The following is an 18,725-nucleotide window of genomic DNA, read 5'->3' as shown; positions in this document are numbered from 1 at the left end:
ATTTAATAAAATATAAGCATATTCTTAATAATGCAATAGTGTTGCAAATCGTTAATTTTTAATAAAAACACAATAATTTAATATAAACCCTAAATTAAATGTGTGTTAATGTTAAAATAATGCAAAATATAGTCATAAAATCTATTTTTTAACGCTATTCAAATTTTAGATTGATTTTTCGGTTAAAAATATAATAGTCTAAAAATGAGGTGTTTGAGATTTTGTTTAATTATTTAAAATTTAAATATTACAGATATGTCCGATGAAATACATTTTAATTATCTAATAATCAATATTTTACGTATTAAAATTATCTAAAATTGCATCATAAATGAAAGAGATTTAATGATAGAGAATAATTATGGACGTGAAAATTAACTACCGCATGAAAAAAATTACCACCTTATTATTGTTGATGTTAACCTGTGCTGTAAATGCCCAGTTGTCAAATTTTACGTTGTCGCTTTCTAAAACAGACGAAACCTGCCTTGGAAACGGAACTATAACATTTAATGTTGGCAACACCACACAAAACGGACAAATACTATATAAAGTATTTTCATTGCCGGATACAACTAATGCAATTGCTGTAATTACAGAAAACTACATTGGAGGGCTTTCTGCCGGTACTTATAAAGTACAGGCCATACAATCTTTAGGCTCGCAAATGGCTACTAAAGAAAGTACTATAACTATTAACAATGCTATAGTGCCTTTTAATTTTAGTATTGCATCATCAAATCAATATTGCCAATCTGGTGGTACACTTACAATTAATGCAACTTCTGGTGTTTTTGCAAGCTGTGAAATAATTTCAGGTCCTGAAACAAGGCCACTACAGGCTTCAAATATATTTAATGATCTTCCGGGAGGTACTTATAACGTAAGGGTGTTTAATAATTGCGGCGTGGGTAAAGTTAAAACATTTACGCTGTCTATAGCAAATGCAACATTAAACATATCAGACCCTTCATACCCTGATATTACTTCACCTCTTTGCGACTCAATTACAGTTAGTAATGTTATTACTCCTTCAGCAGGCCCAATTAATTATCCTTTAACAGTTCAGCACGTTCTTAACCTTATGGATATTAATGGAGATGAAATTGTAATAAACCAGGTATTTCAAACCGGAAACCCAGACTCTCAGGTTGTAAGCGTAGTGTTGCCAAGGTATTTAACCCAAACATACACTTATGATATAAATGTGTCAGACAACTGTAATACCGTATATCAAAAGCTAGCAAACGAAGTTAATCCTGATATTACACTTTCATTATCTCAGTTAAATGCCCCATGTGCAGAAAAATACCTGAAATTAACAGTTGCAAAATACACAGATTCATACACTGTAGAGTTTCTTGAAGCTCCGGAAGGATTTAACCCGGCTGATTTTAATACAACTCCTGCTGGTCCTTTTACAGAAAGCAGTGTGATTTATGGCAGTACAACAAACCCTGTGCCTTTTGGTAATTATGTTGTAAAAGTTACTGACTCTTGCGGCAGGACAACAACCGAAGCGCTACTTATAGAATTTAAATTGCCTACACCTGCAACTTCGGCATGGAATAATGGATGTTTCTCACTATTTGGGGGATTAACAATAAATGTTCCACCACAAAAAATAGTTCAGGCAACAATAACAGCCGCACCACCGGCATATACTGGTACACTGCCTGCAGTTGTTAACGGTAACATAAATGCCCAGGGTACATTAGGGTTGTCTAATATGCCCATTGGCTCTTATACAATAGCATTTACAGATAATTGTGGCTTTGAATATCAAACTACTGTTGTTGTACCTCCATTTGTTGAAAAAGATTTTGATATTACTACACTACCATCTTGCGAAGCCGGATTTGGCGGTGTAAAATATGTAAGTGGTAATGGTGTTTTAACAGATGTATTTATTACTGGTGCACCTGCATCTTTTGGACAGGCTTTGCCTTATGATGTTTCAGCAAACCTTGTAGATGGAAAATTTTATCTAAATGGTTTACCTGAAGGAACTTATAAAGTTACTGCTACAGATGTATGTGGTATTGTAAAAGAAAAAGAAATAAATGTAGTAGGCTATACTGCACCAACTAATCCATATATATATACAGCAAGTTGTGGAACTTTCTCTGTAAAAGTAACTGACACCAGCAATGGTACAGAAGCAGCCAGCTACTGGCTTCAAAAATATTTTCCTGATACCAATACATGGGGCCATCCCGGCACAGGTGTAGCTTATACATTTGATGATGTTCCTACAGAAGCTAACAGTGTAAGGCTGTATAACAACACTGCTAAAAACAACCTTAGCTACCAGGGTAAATTCAGGATTATTAAAAAGTTTGAAACTTTTACCACTGCAAGTGCTCAAAACACAATGTGTGTTAGTATACTTGGCGAATTTAATTATAATGATGTACTTAAAATAAATACGGCTTATACACTTGCATGCCTTGGCAGCCCTAATGATGTTATGCTGGATGTAACCGGGCAGCCTGTATCTTATAAAATTGTTGAGAAGAACGGCGATGAGTATGCGTTTGATAACGGTAACAACAATGTGTTTACAAACCTTGAGCCTGCTGAATATGTTTTCAGGATTGAAGATGCCTGTGGTAACGTAGTACAGCAATGGTTTAACGTATCATCAATGCCATCTATTGCAGATGCTACACAACCGGCTGACCTTGTACTGTGTGCAGAACCCGGAATGGCTACACCAACCGGCGAATTTCACCTTACAGATCAGACAGATGACGTTCTTGGCCCGCTACACAGTGCTATGTATACGGTAACATATCACACAAGCTATGAAGATGCTGATAATGGTGTAAATGCCCTTCCGGAATATTATACCAATGTAACTAACGGACAGATTATATATGTAAGGCTTATTCATAATGAAATATCTTTGTGCCACGGCATTACATCTTTCCACCTGTACATTGGCGAATACCAGGAGCCTGTAATACTTTCAACAGGAACTATATGTAATGATGGCGAGCTAACACTTACAGTTAGCAGGAGCTTTGACAGCTACCTTTGGTCAACCGGAGAAACTACACGTTCTATAAAGGTTAGTGAAGCCGGAAATTATACCCTAATGGTTGAAAAAAACTATGGATCGGCTACATGTGATGGTTTTGCTGAGTTTGAAATTATAAAATCTGCTACGCCGGAGATTAAAGAGATAGAAACTCACGACTGGACAGAAGATAACAACACTATTACAGTGCACACTAAAGAAGAAGGTGTATATGAATATTCTTTAGACGGTGTAACCTACCAGCCGGAAAATACCTTTACGGGTTTAGGAACAGGTAAATATACCGTATATGTAAAAGATATAAATGGCTGTGGCCAGGATATAGAAGAAGTAATATTGCTAAACTATCCAAGATTCTTTACCCCTAATGGAGATGGAATACATGACACATGGTATATTAAATATGCCGCTTATGAGCCCCACTTCAATGTTCGCATTATGGACAGGTATGGAAAAGTAATAACCACTTTCGGCTCAACCAGCAAAGGTTGGGACGGTACTCTAAACGGCATCCAACTACCTTCAACAGATTACTGGTTTGTGGTTACAAGAGAAGACGGCCGAGAATTAAAAGGACACTTCTCTATGGTTAGATAACCATCGGTTTAATTTAGCAATAGCAATCCCTGTTTTGAGAAACAGGGATTTTTTTATGCATTAACTTTAAAAAAGAATAGTAATTACCGGCTTTATCAGGACAAGGCATTTTTGTAGTTTTGCACTATGAGCGAAATAAAAAATCTACAGCCGCAAAGCGTTTGGAAAAACTTTGCAGCGCTTAATGAGGTGCCTCGTGCTTCAAAAAAAGAAGAAAGGGTAATAGCTTTTATGCAGGCTTTTGGTGCAAACCTGGGGCTTGAAACTTTAATTGATGCCGTAGGCAACGTTATTATAAAAAAGCCGGCTACACCGGGAATGGAAAACAGGCAAACCATTGTTATGCAAAGCCATCTTGATATGGTGCATCAAAAAAATGGCGATACCGTTTTTGATTTCGATACCCAGGGTATTGAAATGTATGTGGATTCAGACTGGGTGCGTGCTAAAGGTACTACCCTTGGGGCTGATAACGGAATGGGTGTAGCTGCTATTATGGCTGTACTTGAAAGTAAGGATATACAGCATCCTGCAATTGAGGCACTGTTTACTATTGATGAAGAAACCGGGATGACAGGTGCAATGGGCCTGAAAGGCGGCCTGCTTGAGGGCACAATCCTGCTTAACCTTGATACTGAAGAAGATGATGAAATTGATATAGGCTGTGCCGGTGGAGTAGATGTAACTGCTGTAAGGGCTTATGAGGTGGAAGATGTCCCTGAAAATTCTGTTGGATATGCCATTACTGTAAAAGGGCTTAATGGTGGCCATAGCGGAATGGATATTGATAAAGGCCTTGGTAATGCCAATAAAATTATGAACCGCCTGCTTTTTGGAGGTTTCGAAAGTTTTGGGTTACAAGTAGCTGAAATAGATGGTGGTAGCCTGCGCAACGCCATTCCTCGTGAGAGTAATGCTAAAGTTATAATCAGCGCTATTTTTGATGAAGTGTTTGTGTTTGATATGCAACAGGTTATAAAAGATATAAAAGCTGAATACAAAACCACAGAGCCTAACCTGCAAATACTTATAGAAAAAACAAACCTACCTGCCCATGTAATGGATCTTGGCGTGCAGGAAGGATTTATCCGTGCAGTATATGCAGCACATAATGGTGTATACCGCATGAGTGCTGATATGGAAAATTTAGTGGAAACCTCAAATAATGTAGCCCGTATTATTGTAAAAGAAGGCAAAATACACATAGGCTGCCTTACACGTTCGTCGGTTGAAAGCAGTAAGTTTGACCTCGCAAATGCATTGCGAAGTACTTTTGAACTTGCAGGATTTGAAGTAACATTTAGTGGCTCATACCCTGGATGGACACCTAATGTCAATTCTCCAATTCTTAGTGTTTTAAAAGAACTATATACAAAATTACATGGTAATGAACCTCATGTAGTGGCCTGCCATGCCGGACTTGAATGTGGTATACTGGGTACAAACTATCCTGAAATGGATATGATTTCATTTGGCCCTACCATTAAAGGTGCACACAGCCCGGATGAAAGGGTTAGTATAACATCGGTTCAAAAGTTTTGGGCTTACCTGGTTGAAATACTTAAAAATATACCGCTTAAATAATAAAAAAGCCATCCGTAAGGATGCTTTTTTATTCAATGTCAATATTGTATTTCAGTAATAATCCCGCTAAACCCTCTTTGCTGAACTTCGCTTTTTTAATGCGGTTGCGTTCAGGGTCTATGGCATAATTATAGGCGGTGCGTAAATCAGCTTTTTCAAGAATCGTGTTGTCAAATACAGCTTTTGTAAGCTCACATTCCTTAAACACAGCATTTGTAAGATCCGCTTCGCTAAAATCAGCATCAGGCAGTTTACAGTTAATAAACTTTGTGTTTTTGAGTTTCAGCTTGTAAAATGATACAAGCTGCATCTGGCATCCGTTAAAACTGGCTTCAAATAAAAATGGGTCTACCGAGCCAAAATTTAACCCCAGTAACTTACAGTTGGTGAATGTAACAACCTTAAATGCCGTGCCAGACAGCAGTGCATTGCCAAGGTTACAGTCAATAAATTCACAGTCAGTAAATACAATACCGTTTAGTTTGCTGTTTTCAAAATTACAGCCTTCAAATGTGCAGTTATCATATTCTGCTAAAGGTAAAGGAGTGGCAGTAAAATCTTCCTTTATAAATGTTCTCTCTTCAATAAACTGCATTACTGTATTTTTTTCATTGCAAAAGTTTCACTTGCTTCTTTTCCTTTTTTTACACCATATATAACCGCAACAAGCGAATCTGGTCTTACCTGCGTGTAAACTATTTTATTAGGAAAGTCGTGCTTAGGGTTTTCGAAAATCATTTCTTTGTCAGTAATAGAAGTCAGGTCAAAACGCACCGGTTTCTCATCATTTTGGTTGGGTACAGTAACGGTACAAGCCATTTTACCGTCTATTTCATCAAGTACCATGCTTTCGGCAAAAACAGTGTCTTTACCAACAGCAAAATAACTTTCGCCGTGATAAACGCTGTCGTTTACTTTTTTCCAGTTTTCGGTTAAAACACCTTCAGCAGTAGTGTTGCCCCAGCTGCCAATTAGCCATTCGGCATTTTTAATTTTTAGTTCAGGTTTTTCTGCAACTACAGTATTTTCCTGTTTTACATCATTCTTGCAGGACGTTATAAATAAGGCTATTATAGCCGAAATTAAGATGGTGTTTTTCATGGTTGGATTTTTGCCGAAAAGTACAAAAACATCAGAAATTTTCCGAACAAAGTTCCATATTAATCGCTGCTCCGGCCATGTTTCCCTGTGCTACAGCAGCACTAACCGAGCGCATTTGCGTACAACAATCGCCCGCCGCATAAATCCCGGAGACGCTGGTTTTCTGCATCATATCTACAGCAATAAAACCATGTTCGTTCAGGCTGCAGCCCATTGTTTGGGGTATATCGCAATGCTGCGTGCTTTTAGGGCGAACGTATAATGCCGACAGCTTGTGTACAGAGCCGTCTTCTAAAATAAGTTCGCTTATATAGCCCTCATTATGTGTTGCTTTAATAACGGGTTTTTCAATAATATTGATGTTATTTTTATCAAATTTTTCAAGCTGTTCAGTACTGAACTCCTTCGGCCCATTAGTGAAAATTGTGAAGTTAGCTGTCAGGTTACTTACCAATAAAGCATGGTGGTAGGCGCTGTCTCCATTACCTAAAATACCTGTAGTTTCAGAATGAAATTCATAACCGTGGCAGTATGGGCAGTGTATTACCGATTTACCCCAACAATCAGCCAGACCTTCTACATTAGGGAGGTTGTCTTTTACACCAGTTGCAAACAGCAGTTTTTTTGCAGTATAAGTATCTCCGCTTTCAAGGGTAACTTCAAAAGTACTATTGGTCTTTTTGGCTTTAATTACCAGGCCTTCGGTAAATGTAACAGTGGGGTAGGCCAGTACCTGTTCTTTAGCTTTTTGTGCTATTGCAGCCGGTACTTCGCCATCATGGGTAATAAAGTTTTGGGAGTGGGGTGTAAAACGGTTGCAGGGTTTGCCGCTGTCTATTATGAGCACATTCCTTAGTGAACGCCCCAGGCTCATGGCGGCAGCCAGGCCGGCATAGCTTCCGCCAATTATTATAACATCTAATTGTGTTTGCATAACTGTAATTTTTTGATTGACTGTTTGGCAAATATAATGTAATTTTGCACTATTGCAACGTTGTTGCAATAAATGATTATGAAGAGAAGGAACACACCCACAAAACAGGCTATACTTGACCTGCTTACGCATGAGGGCACGGCCATGAGTCAGGATACCATAGTAGGCAAAGTAAACGGAGGCATAGACCGAGTTACTATTTACCGCGTGCTAAACCGCTTTTGCGATGATGGCGTAGTGCATAAATTTCAGGCCGATAACGGCAAGTATTACTATGCGCTTTGCCAGGGTTGCCACGGCGAGGTGCATAGTCACAACCACTTTCATTTCAGGTGTTTAAAGTGCGATAAGGTAGAGTGCCTGGAACAGCAGATTATTGTTACACTGCCCCAGGGCTATAAAATGGAAGACAGCAACAGCTGGGTAAACGGCTATTGTGCGGGGTGTAGTTAGCGGCATATTTTTTGCTTAAGACGTTATACATTGATAATCATAAAAAAATGCGTAATTTTGCGCATCCAAAAATCACGGAGAGATGAGCATGATAGATAGGCTACAGTTTATAAAACAACGTTTTGATGAGGTAAGCGATTTGGTTATTCAACCGGATATTATTGCCGACCAAAAGCGTTATGTGCAGCTAAACAAAGAATATAAAGAACTTAAAGCCCTTACTGATAAGGGCGCTGAGTATATTAAGGCCGTGGGCAACAAAGAAGAAGCCCAGGAAATTATTGCCGATGGTAGTGATGCCGAGATGGTAGAAATGGCCAAGATGCAGCTTGAAGAGGCCAAAGAGCTTATACCACAGCTTGAGGATGACATCAAGTTTATGCTGATACCTAAAGACCCTGAAGATGCCAAGAACGTAATGGTAGAAATTCGTGCCGGTACCGGTGGCGATGAGGCCAGTATTTTTGCTGGCGACCTTTACAGGATGTATACCAAATACTGCGAAAACAAAGGCTGGAGGACAAGCGTTGTAGATATTAGCGAAGGTACTTCAGGCGGTTTTAAAGAAGTAATATTTGAAGTAAGCGGCGAAGATGTTTACGGTACGCTTAAGTTTGAGGCGGGTGTGCACCGTGTGCAACGCGTTCCGCAAACCGAAACTCAGGGACGTATACACACTTCTGCGGCTACTGTAATGGTACTTCCTGAAGCTGAGGAGTTTGATGTACACCTTGATATGAACGATGTGCGTATCGACTTTTTCTGTTCGTCAGGCCCCGGCGGCCAGTCGGTTAACACCACTAAGTCTGCCGTGCGTATGACACACATACCTACAGGCCTTGTGGCACAGTGCCAGGATGAGAAATCGCAGCACAAAAACAAGGATAAAGCTACACAGGTACTGCGTTCGCGCCTTTATGAAATGGAACTTGCCAAAAAGCAGGAAGAAGATGCAGCCAAGCGCAGCAGCCAGGTAAGCAGCGGAGACCGTTCGGCTAAGATACGTACCTACAACTATCCGCAGGGCCGTGTTACAGACCACCGTATTGGCCTTACTATTTATGACCTTGATGGTGTAATGAACGGTAGTGTGCAAAAACTGATTGATGAGCTTCAGCTGGTTAATAATACCGAAAAACTTAAAGAAAGCGAAGTGTTTTAATTTATTCGCCCAAAATATTAAAGCTGCCATTTGGCAGCTTTTTTTATGGTTAGCCACGAATTACACTAATTCTCACAAATTAATCAGTGTTGATTAGTGTAAATTAGTGTAATTCGTGGCAAGAATAAATTACCAGTCCAGTTTTACCAGTGCTACTGCCTGACGTTTTAACACCAAAGGCACGTTAAGTGTACTGCCGGATATGTTTATTTTTTCAGATTTAATCTGCTTCAGCTGCCCGGCGGCTTCTAATGTTGCTATTTGCGCAGCCGTTGGGTTTTGTGGCGAACCCATTTTTTTCCACGTTTCATAAGAGTTGCTGTTGTCTTTATCTATAAGGTAAATGCTCAGCGTAGCCTTTTTTGAAGGGATGTTGTTTATTGTAACCAAAACTTCGGCATCCGGGCCGGGAGCATCAGTATCATGATAGTTCCATGCCATTACCGCTGTGGAGTTGCCGTCAAGGCTTGCCAGCCCGCCAATATCTGATTTCTCGCCGCGTACACTATTTTTAAGTATGGTTTCAAGCGGGTACATATTGCTGGCATCAACGGCCACAAAATCGCCTTTCATCATGCCAAACATCCTGAAAACATTCAGCACCGGCTTGTCTACACCATTGGTAGCCAAATCACGGAAGCCATAAAACCACGGTTGGTTTTCAAATTCAAAAGACCATGATACAGCGCCTAAAAAGTTAGCGCCGGTTTGTTGCGCCAGCTGGTATTTTCGTGCAAACGATGCCGCTGTATAGCTTGAATATAATGTACCGTTACGGTAAGCATTTTCGGGGTTGGTAGCCATACCACAGGCGGCACAGCCTTCGGGGTCAGATTCACCAATTATAAGCGGCAGGTTACGCGTTTCCGGGTAGGACATGGCAATGGTAAACCCTGTCATAATATCCTGCATCTGTGGGCTCATATCCATTTGTACCACACCATTAACTGCTTTTGGCCAGCCTTTTGCGTGAAACAGCAGCGCATCAAGCGGGGCACCTCTCTTGCCTGTGGCATAGTTAGTGCCGCTTATACAGTGCTTAATAAACTCGTTAACCCAGTCCTGCGATTCTTTGCCGCGCGTGCCTGCTATGTTGTTGCCGCCTATTTTAGCGGTAGGCAGGGCGCGCTTAACACCATCGGCAGCATAGTCATACAGTTTTAGGAATTCTTCTCGTGTGCCTTTCCAGTAGTGGCCGTTGGGCTCATTCCAAACCTCCCAGTACCAGGTTTCCACTTCTTTTTTGCCATAGCGCTGTACGCAGTGTTTTACCCATTCATACACCAGGTTGCGCCATTTGTCATAATCCTTTGGCGGATAGGCCCATCCGGTAATAATATCGGTATATGGGTCACCCGGCTTCCAGTAATGGCGGTAGGGGTCAGGGTGTGTAGAAAGTGCCTGTGGCATAAAACCTATTTGCGCCAGGGGTTTCATGCCACGTTTTACATAAGTATCAAAAATACTGTCAATAATAGTCCAGTTGTAAATGGGGTTGCCCTGTGCGTCTTCGGTATAGGCATTGGTAGAGCCCCATTTAAGCGCCGCCTGGCCATCTCCAGTAACCAAAAGGCTATGTGTACGTACATACACCGGAACAGGGCTTAAATCGGCTATTTCGCTAAGTAGTTTTTTACCGTCTTTCATATAGGTATAGTTGGGCTCGTCATAACCAAACCATGCCCATACGGGTGTCATTTTACCGGTCTTTTTACTGAGGTCTACTGTAATGGTGGCTTTATCTGCGGGCTGGTATTGTGCCGAAAGGGTAGTGGCTGCAAGTATCGCCGCAAGGCTTAGCCATTGCTTTTTTAAGAGGTTGGTCATTTTTATAGGTTGTTGGTTTACACAAATTTGCTAAAAATAATTGTATTATCAACACTTATTTATAGTGGTTTTTATGAAAGTTTTAAAAATGGTAGAAAGAAGAGGCTATTGAGGTTCGGTTTTCGATAAACAAAAAAAAGCGTATTTTTGCGCTACAACTAACACAACGCTAATGACAATAGACGATATTCACGAACAGATACTTAAAAAGCAATCGTTCCTTTCGGTAGGGCTTGATGTAGATTTAAATAAAATCCCGCCACACCTGCTGCAAACCGAAGATCCTATTTTTGAGTTCTGTAAAGCCATTATAGATGCCACACACGACCTTGCTGTGGCCTACAAACCCAATACCGCTTTTTTTGAAGCATACGGACTTAAAGGGTGGCATGCACTTGAAAAAACTATTGCCTACCTTAACGAAAAGCACCCTGAAGTATTTACCATTGCCGATGCCAAGCGTGGCGATATAGGTAATACTTCGGCTATGTATGCCAAGGCTTTTCTTGAAGATATGAATTTTGACTCTATTACTGTAGCGCCCTATATGGGCAAAGACAGCGTAGAGCCTTTTCTTGCCGTTCATGATAAGTTTACCATACTTCTTGCACTAACCAGCAATGAGGGCGCTTTTGATTTCCAAACCAAAAAAACCGGTGATGCAGAACTGTATAAAACGGTTCTGGAAACCAGTAAAACCTGGAAAAACAGCCAGAACCTTATGTATGTGGTAGGTGCTACAAAAGCCGAGTATTTTAAGGAAATCCGCAAAATAATACCGCATAACTTTATACTGGTGCCGGGCGTTGGTGCACAGGGCGGCAGCCTTGAAGAGGTATGTAAGTATGGTATAAACAATAAAGTAGGCCTGTTGGTAAACTCATCGCGTGCTATAATTTATGCGTCTACCGGAGAGGATTTTGCCGAAAAAGCCCGTGAGGAAGCCATAAAAGTACAGCAGCAAATGGCCGACCTGCTACTTGATTCGCAAATTTCAAGGATTGTAATTTAATGGCCGAAGTAAAAACGTTTACTGACCAGTTAGGGAATACCATAACACTTAACGGTGTGCCACAACGCATAGTATCGCTTGTGCCCAGCCAAACGGAGTTGCTGTTTGACCTGGGTCTTGAAGGCCGTATTGTGGGTATAACCAAGTTTTGTGTGCATCCGTACCACCTTAAGGCAACTAAAAGCCTTATAGGTGGTACCAAGAAGGTGCATATTGAGAAAATACGCCTGCTGAAGCCTGATATTATTATTGCCAATAAAGAAGAAAATACCGAGGAAATTGTAGCCTCCCTACAGGACATTGCCCCGGTGTGGGTTAGCGATATTATTACCATTGAAGACAGCCTTGCCATGATTGCAGAATTTGGAAAAATATTCGGGGTACGCACGCAGGCAAATCAGTGGATTGATAAGATTGAATTTGCCCGTCGTGATTTTGCACAGTTTATGAATGGTAAGCCGTTTCAGCGTGCGGCATATTTTATATGGAAAGAACCATATATGGCAGTAGCTAATGGTACTTTTATAAACGAACTGCTTAAACTAAACCATTTCACCAATATTTATGAAGGGCGTGAAGGCCGTTACCCGGAAGTAATTGTACAGAAAATGCGCATTCAGGGCGACCCGCAGGTGGTGTTGCTACCCAGCGAGCCGTATCCGTTTAAGGATGAAGATGCTTTTGAGCTTGGCAGGCATACGCACCACGCCAAAACCGTTTTTGTAGATGGTGAAATGTTTAGCTGGTATGGCAGCCGCCTGGTTAAGGCCTTTGCCTACTTTAAGCAGCTACAAGACAGGATGGAAGAACCTGTTTAATTTGTATATTGCAGCTTAAAATATTTTCCTCAATATGATTAAGCGTATCAACTTACGTTTTTGTATTATACACTTTTTGGCAGCTTACTGCTTATGTTATTCCTTTTTCTATTTAGCCTTAATTCCTTATGAAAGTGTTATTAACTGTATTGAACAGGGAGGGAAGGATACAAAATATTGGGAGGGTTGTGTTTCGTTAGAAGATATATCTTATTTTCTGATTATAACTAATGTTATGAAGCTTTTAGGGATACTAACCTCACTACTTATATCCGGTTTTCTGTCATTCAAAAGAAGAATTTCTTGGATAAATTCTTTCCTGGTTTTTACATCAATGTACCTCCTTTATTATTTTGATATATTGGGGTGGCAGTATGCCAGGTATATAGTAGCTCCTTTATGGCTCCTTGATAATTTTATGGTGGAAAAAGCTATGGCAGCTTTACTATTAATCGCATTGTCAATGTTCTTATGGTTTTCGCCAATAACAAACCGTTTTATGGCAAAAGCTACTACATAGGCATTGTTTTAAAAAGCTTTATATATTCTGCAACGGTAGCAAAATTTTCATAGCCCGTGCGGCCCAGCCTTTTACCGGTTTTATCTAAAAGCACAATGTAGGGAAAGAACCCGTCTCGGTTATACTTTTCCGTTAAAATCATTTTGGTTTCGTTTACATCTACCGGTTCGGGCATGCCTTTCTTTTGGGCAAAATCAGCACGCAGCAATACCCAGCTTTTTTCGGCTTCAGCCTTAAATTCAGGGCTATCCCACACCAGTGTGTCAAGTTTTGTGCAGTTGCCACACCATTCGGGCCCAGAAAATACAAGCAGTATTTTTTTACCGGTTTCGGCGGCCTGCTTTTTGGCAGCATCAAAATCGGTATGCCATTCCTGGCTAAAAGCTACAGAATGCGATAAAACCAGTAAGAGGAACAATGATTTTTTCAAGGTGCTATTTTTCTGCAAAAATATAAAATGGGATGACGTGTAAAAGCCCCAAAGCAATTTTTACTGAAATTTAATTATCTCGATACGATTAGCTTAAGGCTTTTTTGGTGCGATGAAAAAATAAGCAGGGTGGCAGCCAGCGGAATACCGGTTTCAAGCAACTCATACGGGCGGTTGTCTATCATTAAATGAAACAGGAAAATGGTGGTAATAACCGGTAAAATAATCAGCGTACCTGCAAAGCGTGTTTTTGGAAATATGAGCAAGGCACCGGCTATCTCTACAATCCCCACAATTATTATAAAACCAGATTCGCAAAGGGCATTAATCAGGTTAATGTAATTTTCAGGTATGTTTTTACCTTCTTCAAGAAAAGCACATTGCGTAAGAAAATGCTTATCTATACCTTTAAAGATAAAAAAAATACCCAATGCGGCTGCCAGCAATGATATGAGCACGGGCAAAAAGAACTTCATAATCGTAACTGTTTAAGGTGCAGTACAAAAATATCAAAAAAGCCCCTCGAATTAACATATAATTAAGATTTATCAAATTGTATATTTTGCATATCCAATTTTGAATTATTTGAAAAGCATACAGGCTATTGCAGGAAAATTTTTATGCTTTTATATAATAAATATTGTTGCCGAATGTTTAAGTAAATGTTTACGCTCCCACATAAGTTTACTATTTTTGGGGACTTTTAATAAATACTAATAAAATAAATATGAAAAAAGTATTCTTCAGCCTCCTGGTGCTAACGTTAAGCTTTGCAACCCAGTCGTGCAGCGATGATGACAGTGGCAGCAACCAGGTTTCTAACAGGGCAGAAGCTATAAAAAATTATACCAATATTGTTCATGCAAATTATAGTGAGGCATATTGGGATGCCGTAGAGCTTGAAGATGCTATAAACAGCTTTAACCTGGCGCCTACGCTGGAAGCTTTTGAAGCGGTAAAACTAAAGTGGAAAGAAGCCCGTGAGAGCTATGGCACTACCGAAGCTTTCAGGTTTGAAGGCAGCCCTGTAGAAACGGTATATAACCAAATAAATGCATGGCCGCTTGATGAGGCTTATATTGATTACACAGATACTGATGCTACTGCCGGCATTATAAACAATACTACTGCTTACCCTGAGCTTACTAAAGAGGTTTTATCGAGCCTTAACCAGGTAGGTGGTGCGGCTAACATAAGCACAGGTTACCATGCAATAGAATTTTTGTTGTGGGGACAGGATTTAACAGCGCCTGCCGATAACCTGTCGGGGCAAAGGCCTTATACTGATTTTGTTGATGGTGAGGAAGGAACTGCCGAAAACCAGGACAGGAGAAGGCAGTACCTTAGCCTGTGTGCCGATTTGCTAACCGATAACCTTGAAAGCCTTGCCGGTGTATGGGCTGAAGGCGGAAGCTACAGGGCTACATTTTTAGCGCTTGATGAGGCTACAGCCCTTCAAAATATTTTTCAGGGGATAATAAATGTTACGGGCACAAAACTGCCTACAGAGCTTATAAATGCCGTAACAAGCCAAAACCAGGAAAACGAGCAGTCTCAGTTTAGCGATTACACGCAAAGGGATTTTATGACGGCCTTTAAAGGTGTGCTTAATGTGTATCGTGGGCAATATGGTACCGTTACCGGTACAGGTATCCAGGTACTGGTATACCAGGGGAGTACTGAAGTATATACTGATACCCAGGATGCCATAACACTTGCCGAAGACAGCCTTGAGGCAATAGTATACCCGTTTGATTATGCCATTTCCGGCGGGCCGGAATCTGAAGAAGGTAAAAAAGTTGTAACCGCAGCCGAAGACCTTACAGCACTTGCTGAGCAACTCAGGACAAGCGCCACTACAGCGGGTGTTAGCGTGCAGTAATCAATAGGATTATTAGCTTAACAAAATAAAAAATGCCGGTAAATATATTTACCGGCATTTTTCTTAACTAACCCTAACCAAATGTGAGAAAACCATTTATTTGAATTGCAAATTACTTAAAAAGAAATCACACGTATGTTAAGGTTATGTTATTTGTATAGGGTTGATAATTAAAATTTTAGCCTTTATTGTCCTGAAGTGCAAACACCTTTTTAAGCAGGGTAGAAGTACGCTCGTTTATATTGGTGCGTATTTCTTTTTCCTCTACGGCAATCATTTTAAATACGCCTTCAAGGGCTTTGTTTGTAACATAATCCGTAAGGTCAGGGTTTACTTTTTGCACCAGCGGCACCTTATTGTACTGGGTTATTATGTTTGTCCATACCTTATCGGCCCCCACTTTACTAAAAGAAGACTTTATAACCGGGTTAAACTTGGCATATAACTGCGTTGTGGTGGTATTTTGCAGGTATGATGTAGCCGAATTATCGGCACCAAGCAAAATGTTGCGGGCATCTTTAAATGTCATGTTCTTAACTGCCGAAACAAATATAGGTGTGGCCTCTTTAACAGCATCTTCGGCTGCGCGGTTCATTACCTTAAGGCCTTCATCGGCCAGGCTGCCCAGGCCTATATCGCGCAGGGTTTTGTCTACCTTTTGCAGTTCTGCAGGCAGTAGTATTTTAACCAGCTCGTTTTTATAAAAGCCATCGGCAGCTGTAAGTTTGCTTACTTGCTGGCTTATACCTTTATCCAGCGCTTCTTTAAGGCCCGAAGCAATATCGGCATCGGTTACGCCTACAGGCAGCTGGGAGGCTATGTTTTGCAGTTCGGCACAGCCCGATAGTAAAAAGCAAACTACTGCGGCTACAGGAGCTATAAGTCTTTTCATTGTAATGTTTACTTAAAGGTTAGTCCTGCAAAGCAAACACTTTTTTAAGTAAGTCGCTTGTGCGCGACGATAAATTTGTCCTAATATTTTTCTCCTCTACGGCAATCATTTTAAACACACCGTCCAATGCTCTATTGGTAACATAATCGGTCAGGTCGGGGTTTACCTTGGTAACCAGCGGCAGGCTGTTGTACTTGGTAATAATTTTTTCCCAAACGGCATCGGCCCCTACGTTGCTTAAAGATGTTTTTACCACAGGGTTAAACTTGCCGTAAAGTGGTGTAGTTGTAGTTTTTTGCAGGTAGGTAGTAGCCGAATTATCACTGCCCATAAGTATATTCTTGGCATCAGTAATGGTCATGCTGGTAATGGCATTTACAAAAATGGGGGTAGCTTCCTTAACGGCATCTTCGGCAGCGCGGTTTAATACCAGCAGGCCTTCATCGGCCAGTTTGCCCATGCCCACCTGGCGCAGTTTTTTATCAACTTTTTGTAGTTCATCCGGCAGGAGTATTTTAACGGCTTCATTTTTATAAAAGCCATCTACGGCTGTAAGCTTGGTAACCTGTTCGCTAACACCTTTATTCAAGGCTTCCTTAAGTGCAGCACCTATATCGGCATTAGAGAATGATGTGCTGCCACCGGTAATTTTATCCTTGGCTTTATTTAGTATATCCCCGGTGTTAATCTGGGCGTTAGATGTAGCAATAATACCGGTTAAGGCAATGGCAGATAAGAGAACTTTTTTCATTGTGTAATAGTTTTCCCAAAAATAATCAAAAACCGTTCCGCAACCAACAACGTTAACCGCACTAAATATGCTGAATACCGCGCTATTGCTGTGTTAAAGCAATCATAAATAGGTTTTAGCCTATGTTTAAATAGAGAAAAGTAATGTAACTTTAAATAAATCAAATTTATTGAATGGTATTTTTGTATTGAAATTAATGATTAAAACAACTACTAACACAACACATTATGAGCCACAATAAACTTACTACTGCCTCAGGCCGCCCCTATGCCGAAAATGAAAACAGCCAAACCGCAGGCCCACGTGGCCCGGTACTGCTACAGGATTATATACTGCACGAAAAAATGGCCCACTTTAACCGTGAGCGCATCCCCGAAAGGGTAGTGCACGCTAAGGGGTCTGCAGCTTTTGGTACGTTTACGGTAACCCATGATATTACTAAGTATACCAGGGCCAAGATATTTTCTGAAGTAGGAAAGCAAACAGGTATGTTGCTGCGTTTTAGTACGGTAGGTGGTGAGAAAGGATCTGCCGATACAGAGCGCGACCCGCGTGGTTTTGCCCTTAAGTTTTATACCGAAGACGGTAACTGGGACCTTGTAGGCAACAACACCCCGGTGTTTTTTGTAAAAGACCCTAAGAAATTCGGTGATTTTATACACACCCAAAAGCGCGACCCGAAAACCAATATGAAGTCGCCTACCATGATGTGGGACTTCTGGTCACTTAACCCGGAGAGCCTGCACCAGGTAATGATTTTAATGAGCGATCGCGGCACGCCTTACGGATACCGCCATATGCACGGTTTTGGCAGCCATACTTTCAGTTTTATTAATGCTAATAATGAGCGCTTTTATGTAAAGTTCCACATACTTACTCAACAGGGTATTAAGAATTTTACCGATGCCGAAGCCGCAGATATGAAAAGTAAAGATTTAGATTTTGCCCAGCGTGACCTGTTTGAGAATATTGAACAGGGCAATTTCCCGAAATGGAGCATGAAAATACAGGTCATGCCTGAGGCAGAAGCTAAAACCTACCATATAAATCCGTTTGACCTTACTAAGGTTTGGCCACACGCTGATTATCCACTAATTGAAGTGGGAGAATTTGAGCTTAACCGCAACCCTGATAATTATTTTGCTGAGGTTGAGCAGGCTGCCTTCGCGCCCGCCCACGTAGTAGACGGCATTGGCTACAGCCCTGATAAAATGCTGCAGGGCAGGCTGCTAAGCTATCCTGATGCGCACCGTTACCGCCTTGGGGCCAACTATGAGCAAATTCCGGTAAACCGTTGCCCGTTTGCCGTTAACAACTACCAGCGCGACGGGCAAATGAGGATTGACGGCAACGGCGGTAGCAGCCCGAACTACTTTCCTAACAGTTTTGACACTATTGAAGCCGACCAGAGCTATAAAGAACCGGCATGGGAGCTTGAAAGCCTTACTGCCGACTGGTATGACCGTAATGCTCCGGGTGAAAACGACCACTATACACAGCCGGGCAACCTGTTCCGCCTGATGGATGCGGAGGCTAAAAAGAACACGATTAACAACATTATAGGCGCTATGAGCGGCATTGCAGGTCCTAAGCGCGAAGAAATTATAAACCGTCAGTTGTGCCATTGGTTCCGTGCTGATATATCATTGGGCATGGCCATTGCACAGGGCTTACAAATAAGCATAGACCCTAATATGATGAAGGGTCATTAAGAGCAGT

16 protein-coding genes are annotated in these 18,725 nt (G+C 41.0%); 8 read left to right on the top strand and 8 right to left on the bottom strand.

The window, feature by feature from the left end; genetic code table 11:
- Positions 1-385 precede the first annotated feature (385 nt).
- Both AM279_RS07550 and AM279_RS07545 read left to right on the top strand, forming a co-directional pair.
- A complete protein-coding gene (locus AM279_RS07550; RefSeq protein ID WP_160316433.1) occupies positions 386-3,640 on the top strand; it encodes a T9SS type B sorting domain-containing protein in 3,255 nt (1,084 codons plus the stop codon).
- Between the two features lie 126 nt (positions 3,641-3,766).
- A complete protein-coding gene (locus AM279_RS07545) occupies positions 3,767-5,224 on the top strand; it encodes an aminoacyl-histidine dipeptidase (RefSeq protein ID WP_054407244.1) in 1,458 nt (485 codons plus the stop codon).
- 28 nt (positions 5,225-5,252) lie between these two features.
- Here AM279_RS07545 and AM279_RS07540 read toward each other — a convergent pair whose 3' ends face one another.
- The 3 genes from AM279_RS07540 to AM279_RS07530 are packed head-to-tail and all read right to left on the bottom strand — an operon-like array spanning position 5,253 to position 7,259.
- Positions 5,253-5,819, bottom strand: coding sequence for a pentapeptide repeat-containing protein (locus tag AM279_RS07540; RefSeq protein WP_054407242.1), 567 nt, complete (start codon positions 5,817-5,819; stop codon positions 5,253-5,255).
- Positions 5,819-6,325, bottom strand: coding sequence for a DUF6265 family protein (locus AM279_RS07535; protein ID WP_054407239.1), 507 nt, complete (start codon positions 6,323-6,325; stop codon positions 5,819-5,821). The genes AM279_RS07540 and AM279_RS07535 overlap by 1 nt, the downstream gene beginning before the upstream one ends.
- Before the next feature lie 31 nt (positions 6,326-6,356).
- The gene (locus AM279_RS07530; RefSeq protein WP_054407237.1) at positions 6,357-7,259 is read right to left on the bottom strand and encodes an NAD(P)/FAD-dependent oxidoreductase; all 903 of its coding nucleotides are present in this window, start codon (positions 7,257-7,259) and stop codon (positions 6,357-6,359) included.
- Positions 7,260-7,337: 78 nt separating this feature from the next.
- Between AM279_RS07530 and AM279_RS07525 the strand changes: the two genes are divergently transcribed.
- Together AM279_RS07525 and prfA are read left to right on the top strand one after the other, a co-directional pair.
- A complete protein-coding gene (locus AM279_RS07525) occupies positions 7,338-7,712 on the top strand; it encodes a Fur family transcriptional regulator (protein ID WP_054410200.1) in 375 nt (124 codons plus the stop codon).
- Positions 7,713-7,800: 88 nt separating this feature from the next.
- On the top strand, positions 7,801-8,874 hold the full coding sequence (gene prfA, locus AM279_RS07520; protein ID WP_054410198.1) for a peptide chain release factor 1: 1,074 nt from the start codon (positions 7,801-7,803) through the stop codon (positions 8,872-8,874).
- Positions 8,875-9,003: 129 nt separating this feature from the next.
- Here prfA and AM279_RS07515 read toward each other — a convergent pair whose 3' ends face one another.
- A complete protein-coding gene (locus tag AM279_RS07515; RefSeq protein ID WP_054407234.1) occupies positions 9,004-10,701 on the bottom strand; it encodes a GH39 family glycosyl hydrolase in 1,698 nt (565 codons plus the stop codon).
- 172 nt (positions 10,702-10,873) lie between these two features.
- Here AM279_RS07515 and pyrF point away from each other — a divergent pair, with 172 nt between their 5' ends.
- The gene (gene pyrF, locus AM279_RS07510; RefSeq protein WP_054407233.1) at positions 10,874-11,713 is read left to right on the top strand and encodes an orotidine-5'-phosphate decarboxylase; all 840 of its coding nucleotides are present in this window, start codon (positions 10,874-10,876) and stop codon (positions 11,711-11,713) included.
- Positions 11,713-12,531, top strand: coding sequence for an ABC transporter substrate-binding protein (locus tag AM279_RS07505; RefSeq protein ID WP_054407231.1), 819 nt, complete (start codon positions 11,713-11,715; stop codon positions 12,529-12,531). Before pyrF ends, AM279_RS07505 begins: the two co-directional genes overlap by 1 nt.
- Positions 12,532-13,043: 512 nt before the next feature.
- Here AM279_RS07505 and AM279_RS07495 read toward each other — a convergent pair.
- The gene (locus AM279_RS07495) at positions 13,044-13,481 is read right to left on the bottom strand and encodes a thioredoxin family protein (RefSeq protein ID WP_054407227.1); all 438 of its coding nucleotides are present in this window, start codon (positions 13,479-13,481) and stop codon (positions 13,044-13,046) included.
- Positions 13,482-13,555: 74 nt separating this feature from the next.
- Positions 13,556-13,957, bottom strand: a complete 402-nt coding sequence (locus AM279_RS07490; RefSeq protein ID WP_054407225.1) for a hypothetical protein — start codon at positions 13,955-13,957, stop codon at positions 13,556-13,558.
- A 251-nt stretch (positions 13,958-14,208) separates the two neighbouring features.
- Between AM279_RS07490 and AM279_RS07485 the strand changes: the two genes are divergently transcribed.
- Positions 14,209-15,363, top strand: coding sequence for an imelysin family protein (locus AM279_RS07485; RefSeq protein ID WP_054407223.1), 1,155 nt, complete (start codon positions 14,209-14,211; stop codon positions 15,361-15,363).
- Between the two features lie 178 nt (positions 15,364-15,541).
- Here the strand turns inward: AM279_RS07485 and AM279_RS07480 are convergent, their stop codons facing one another.
- Positions 15,542-16,255 carry a DUF4197 domain-containing protein gene (locus AM279_RS07480; RefSeq protein WP_054407221.1) on the bottom strand — a complete coding sequence of 238 codons (714 nt, stop codon included), beginning with the start codon at positions 16,253-16,255 and terminating at the stop codon, positions 15,542-15,544.
- Between the two features lie 19 nt (positions 16,256-16,274).
- The gene (locus tag AM279_RS07475; RefSeq protein ID WP_054407220.1) at positions 16,275-17,006 is read right to left on the bottom strand and encodes a DUF4197 domain-containing protein; all 732 of its coding nucleotides are present in this window, start codon (positions 17,004-17,006) and stop codon (positions 16,275-16,277) included.
- Positions 17,007-17,233: 227 nt separating this feature from the next.
- On the opposite strand from AM279_RS07475, the gene AM279_RS07470 reads away from it, so the two are divergent.
- Positions 17,234-18,718 (top strand): catalase, encoded by a 1,485-nt coding sequence (locus AM279_RS07470; RefSeq protein WP_054407217.1) that lies wholly within the window; start codon positions 17,234-17,236, stop codon positions 18,716-18,718.
- Positions 18,719-18,725 lie beyond the last annotated feature (7 nt).

It is taken from the genome of Flavobacterium akiainvivens (assembly GCF_001278115.1).
Taxonomy (GTDB): Bacteria; Bacteroidota; Bacteroidia; order Flavobacteriales; family Flavobacteriaceae; genus Flavobacterium; species Flavobacterium akiainvivens.
Note: the sequence above shows the minus strand (reverse complement) of the source record. Positions and strands in the feature narration are given on the sequence as shown.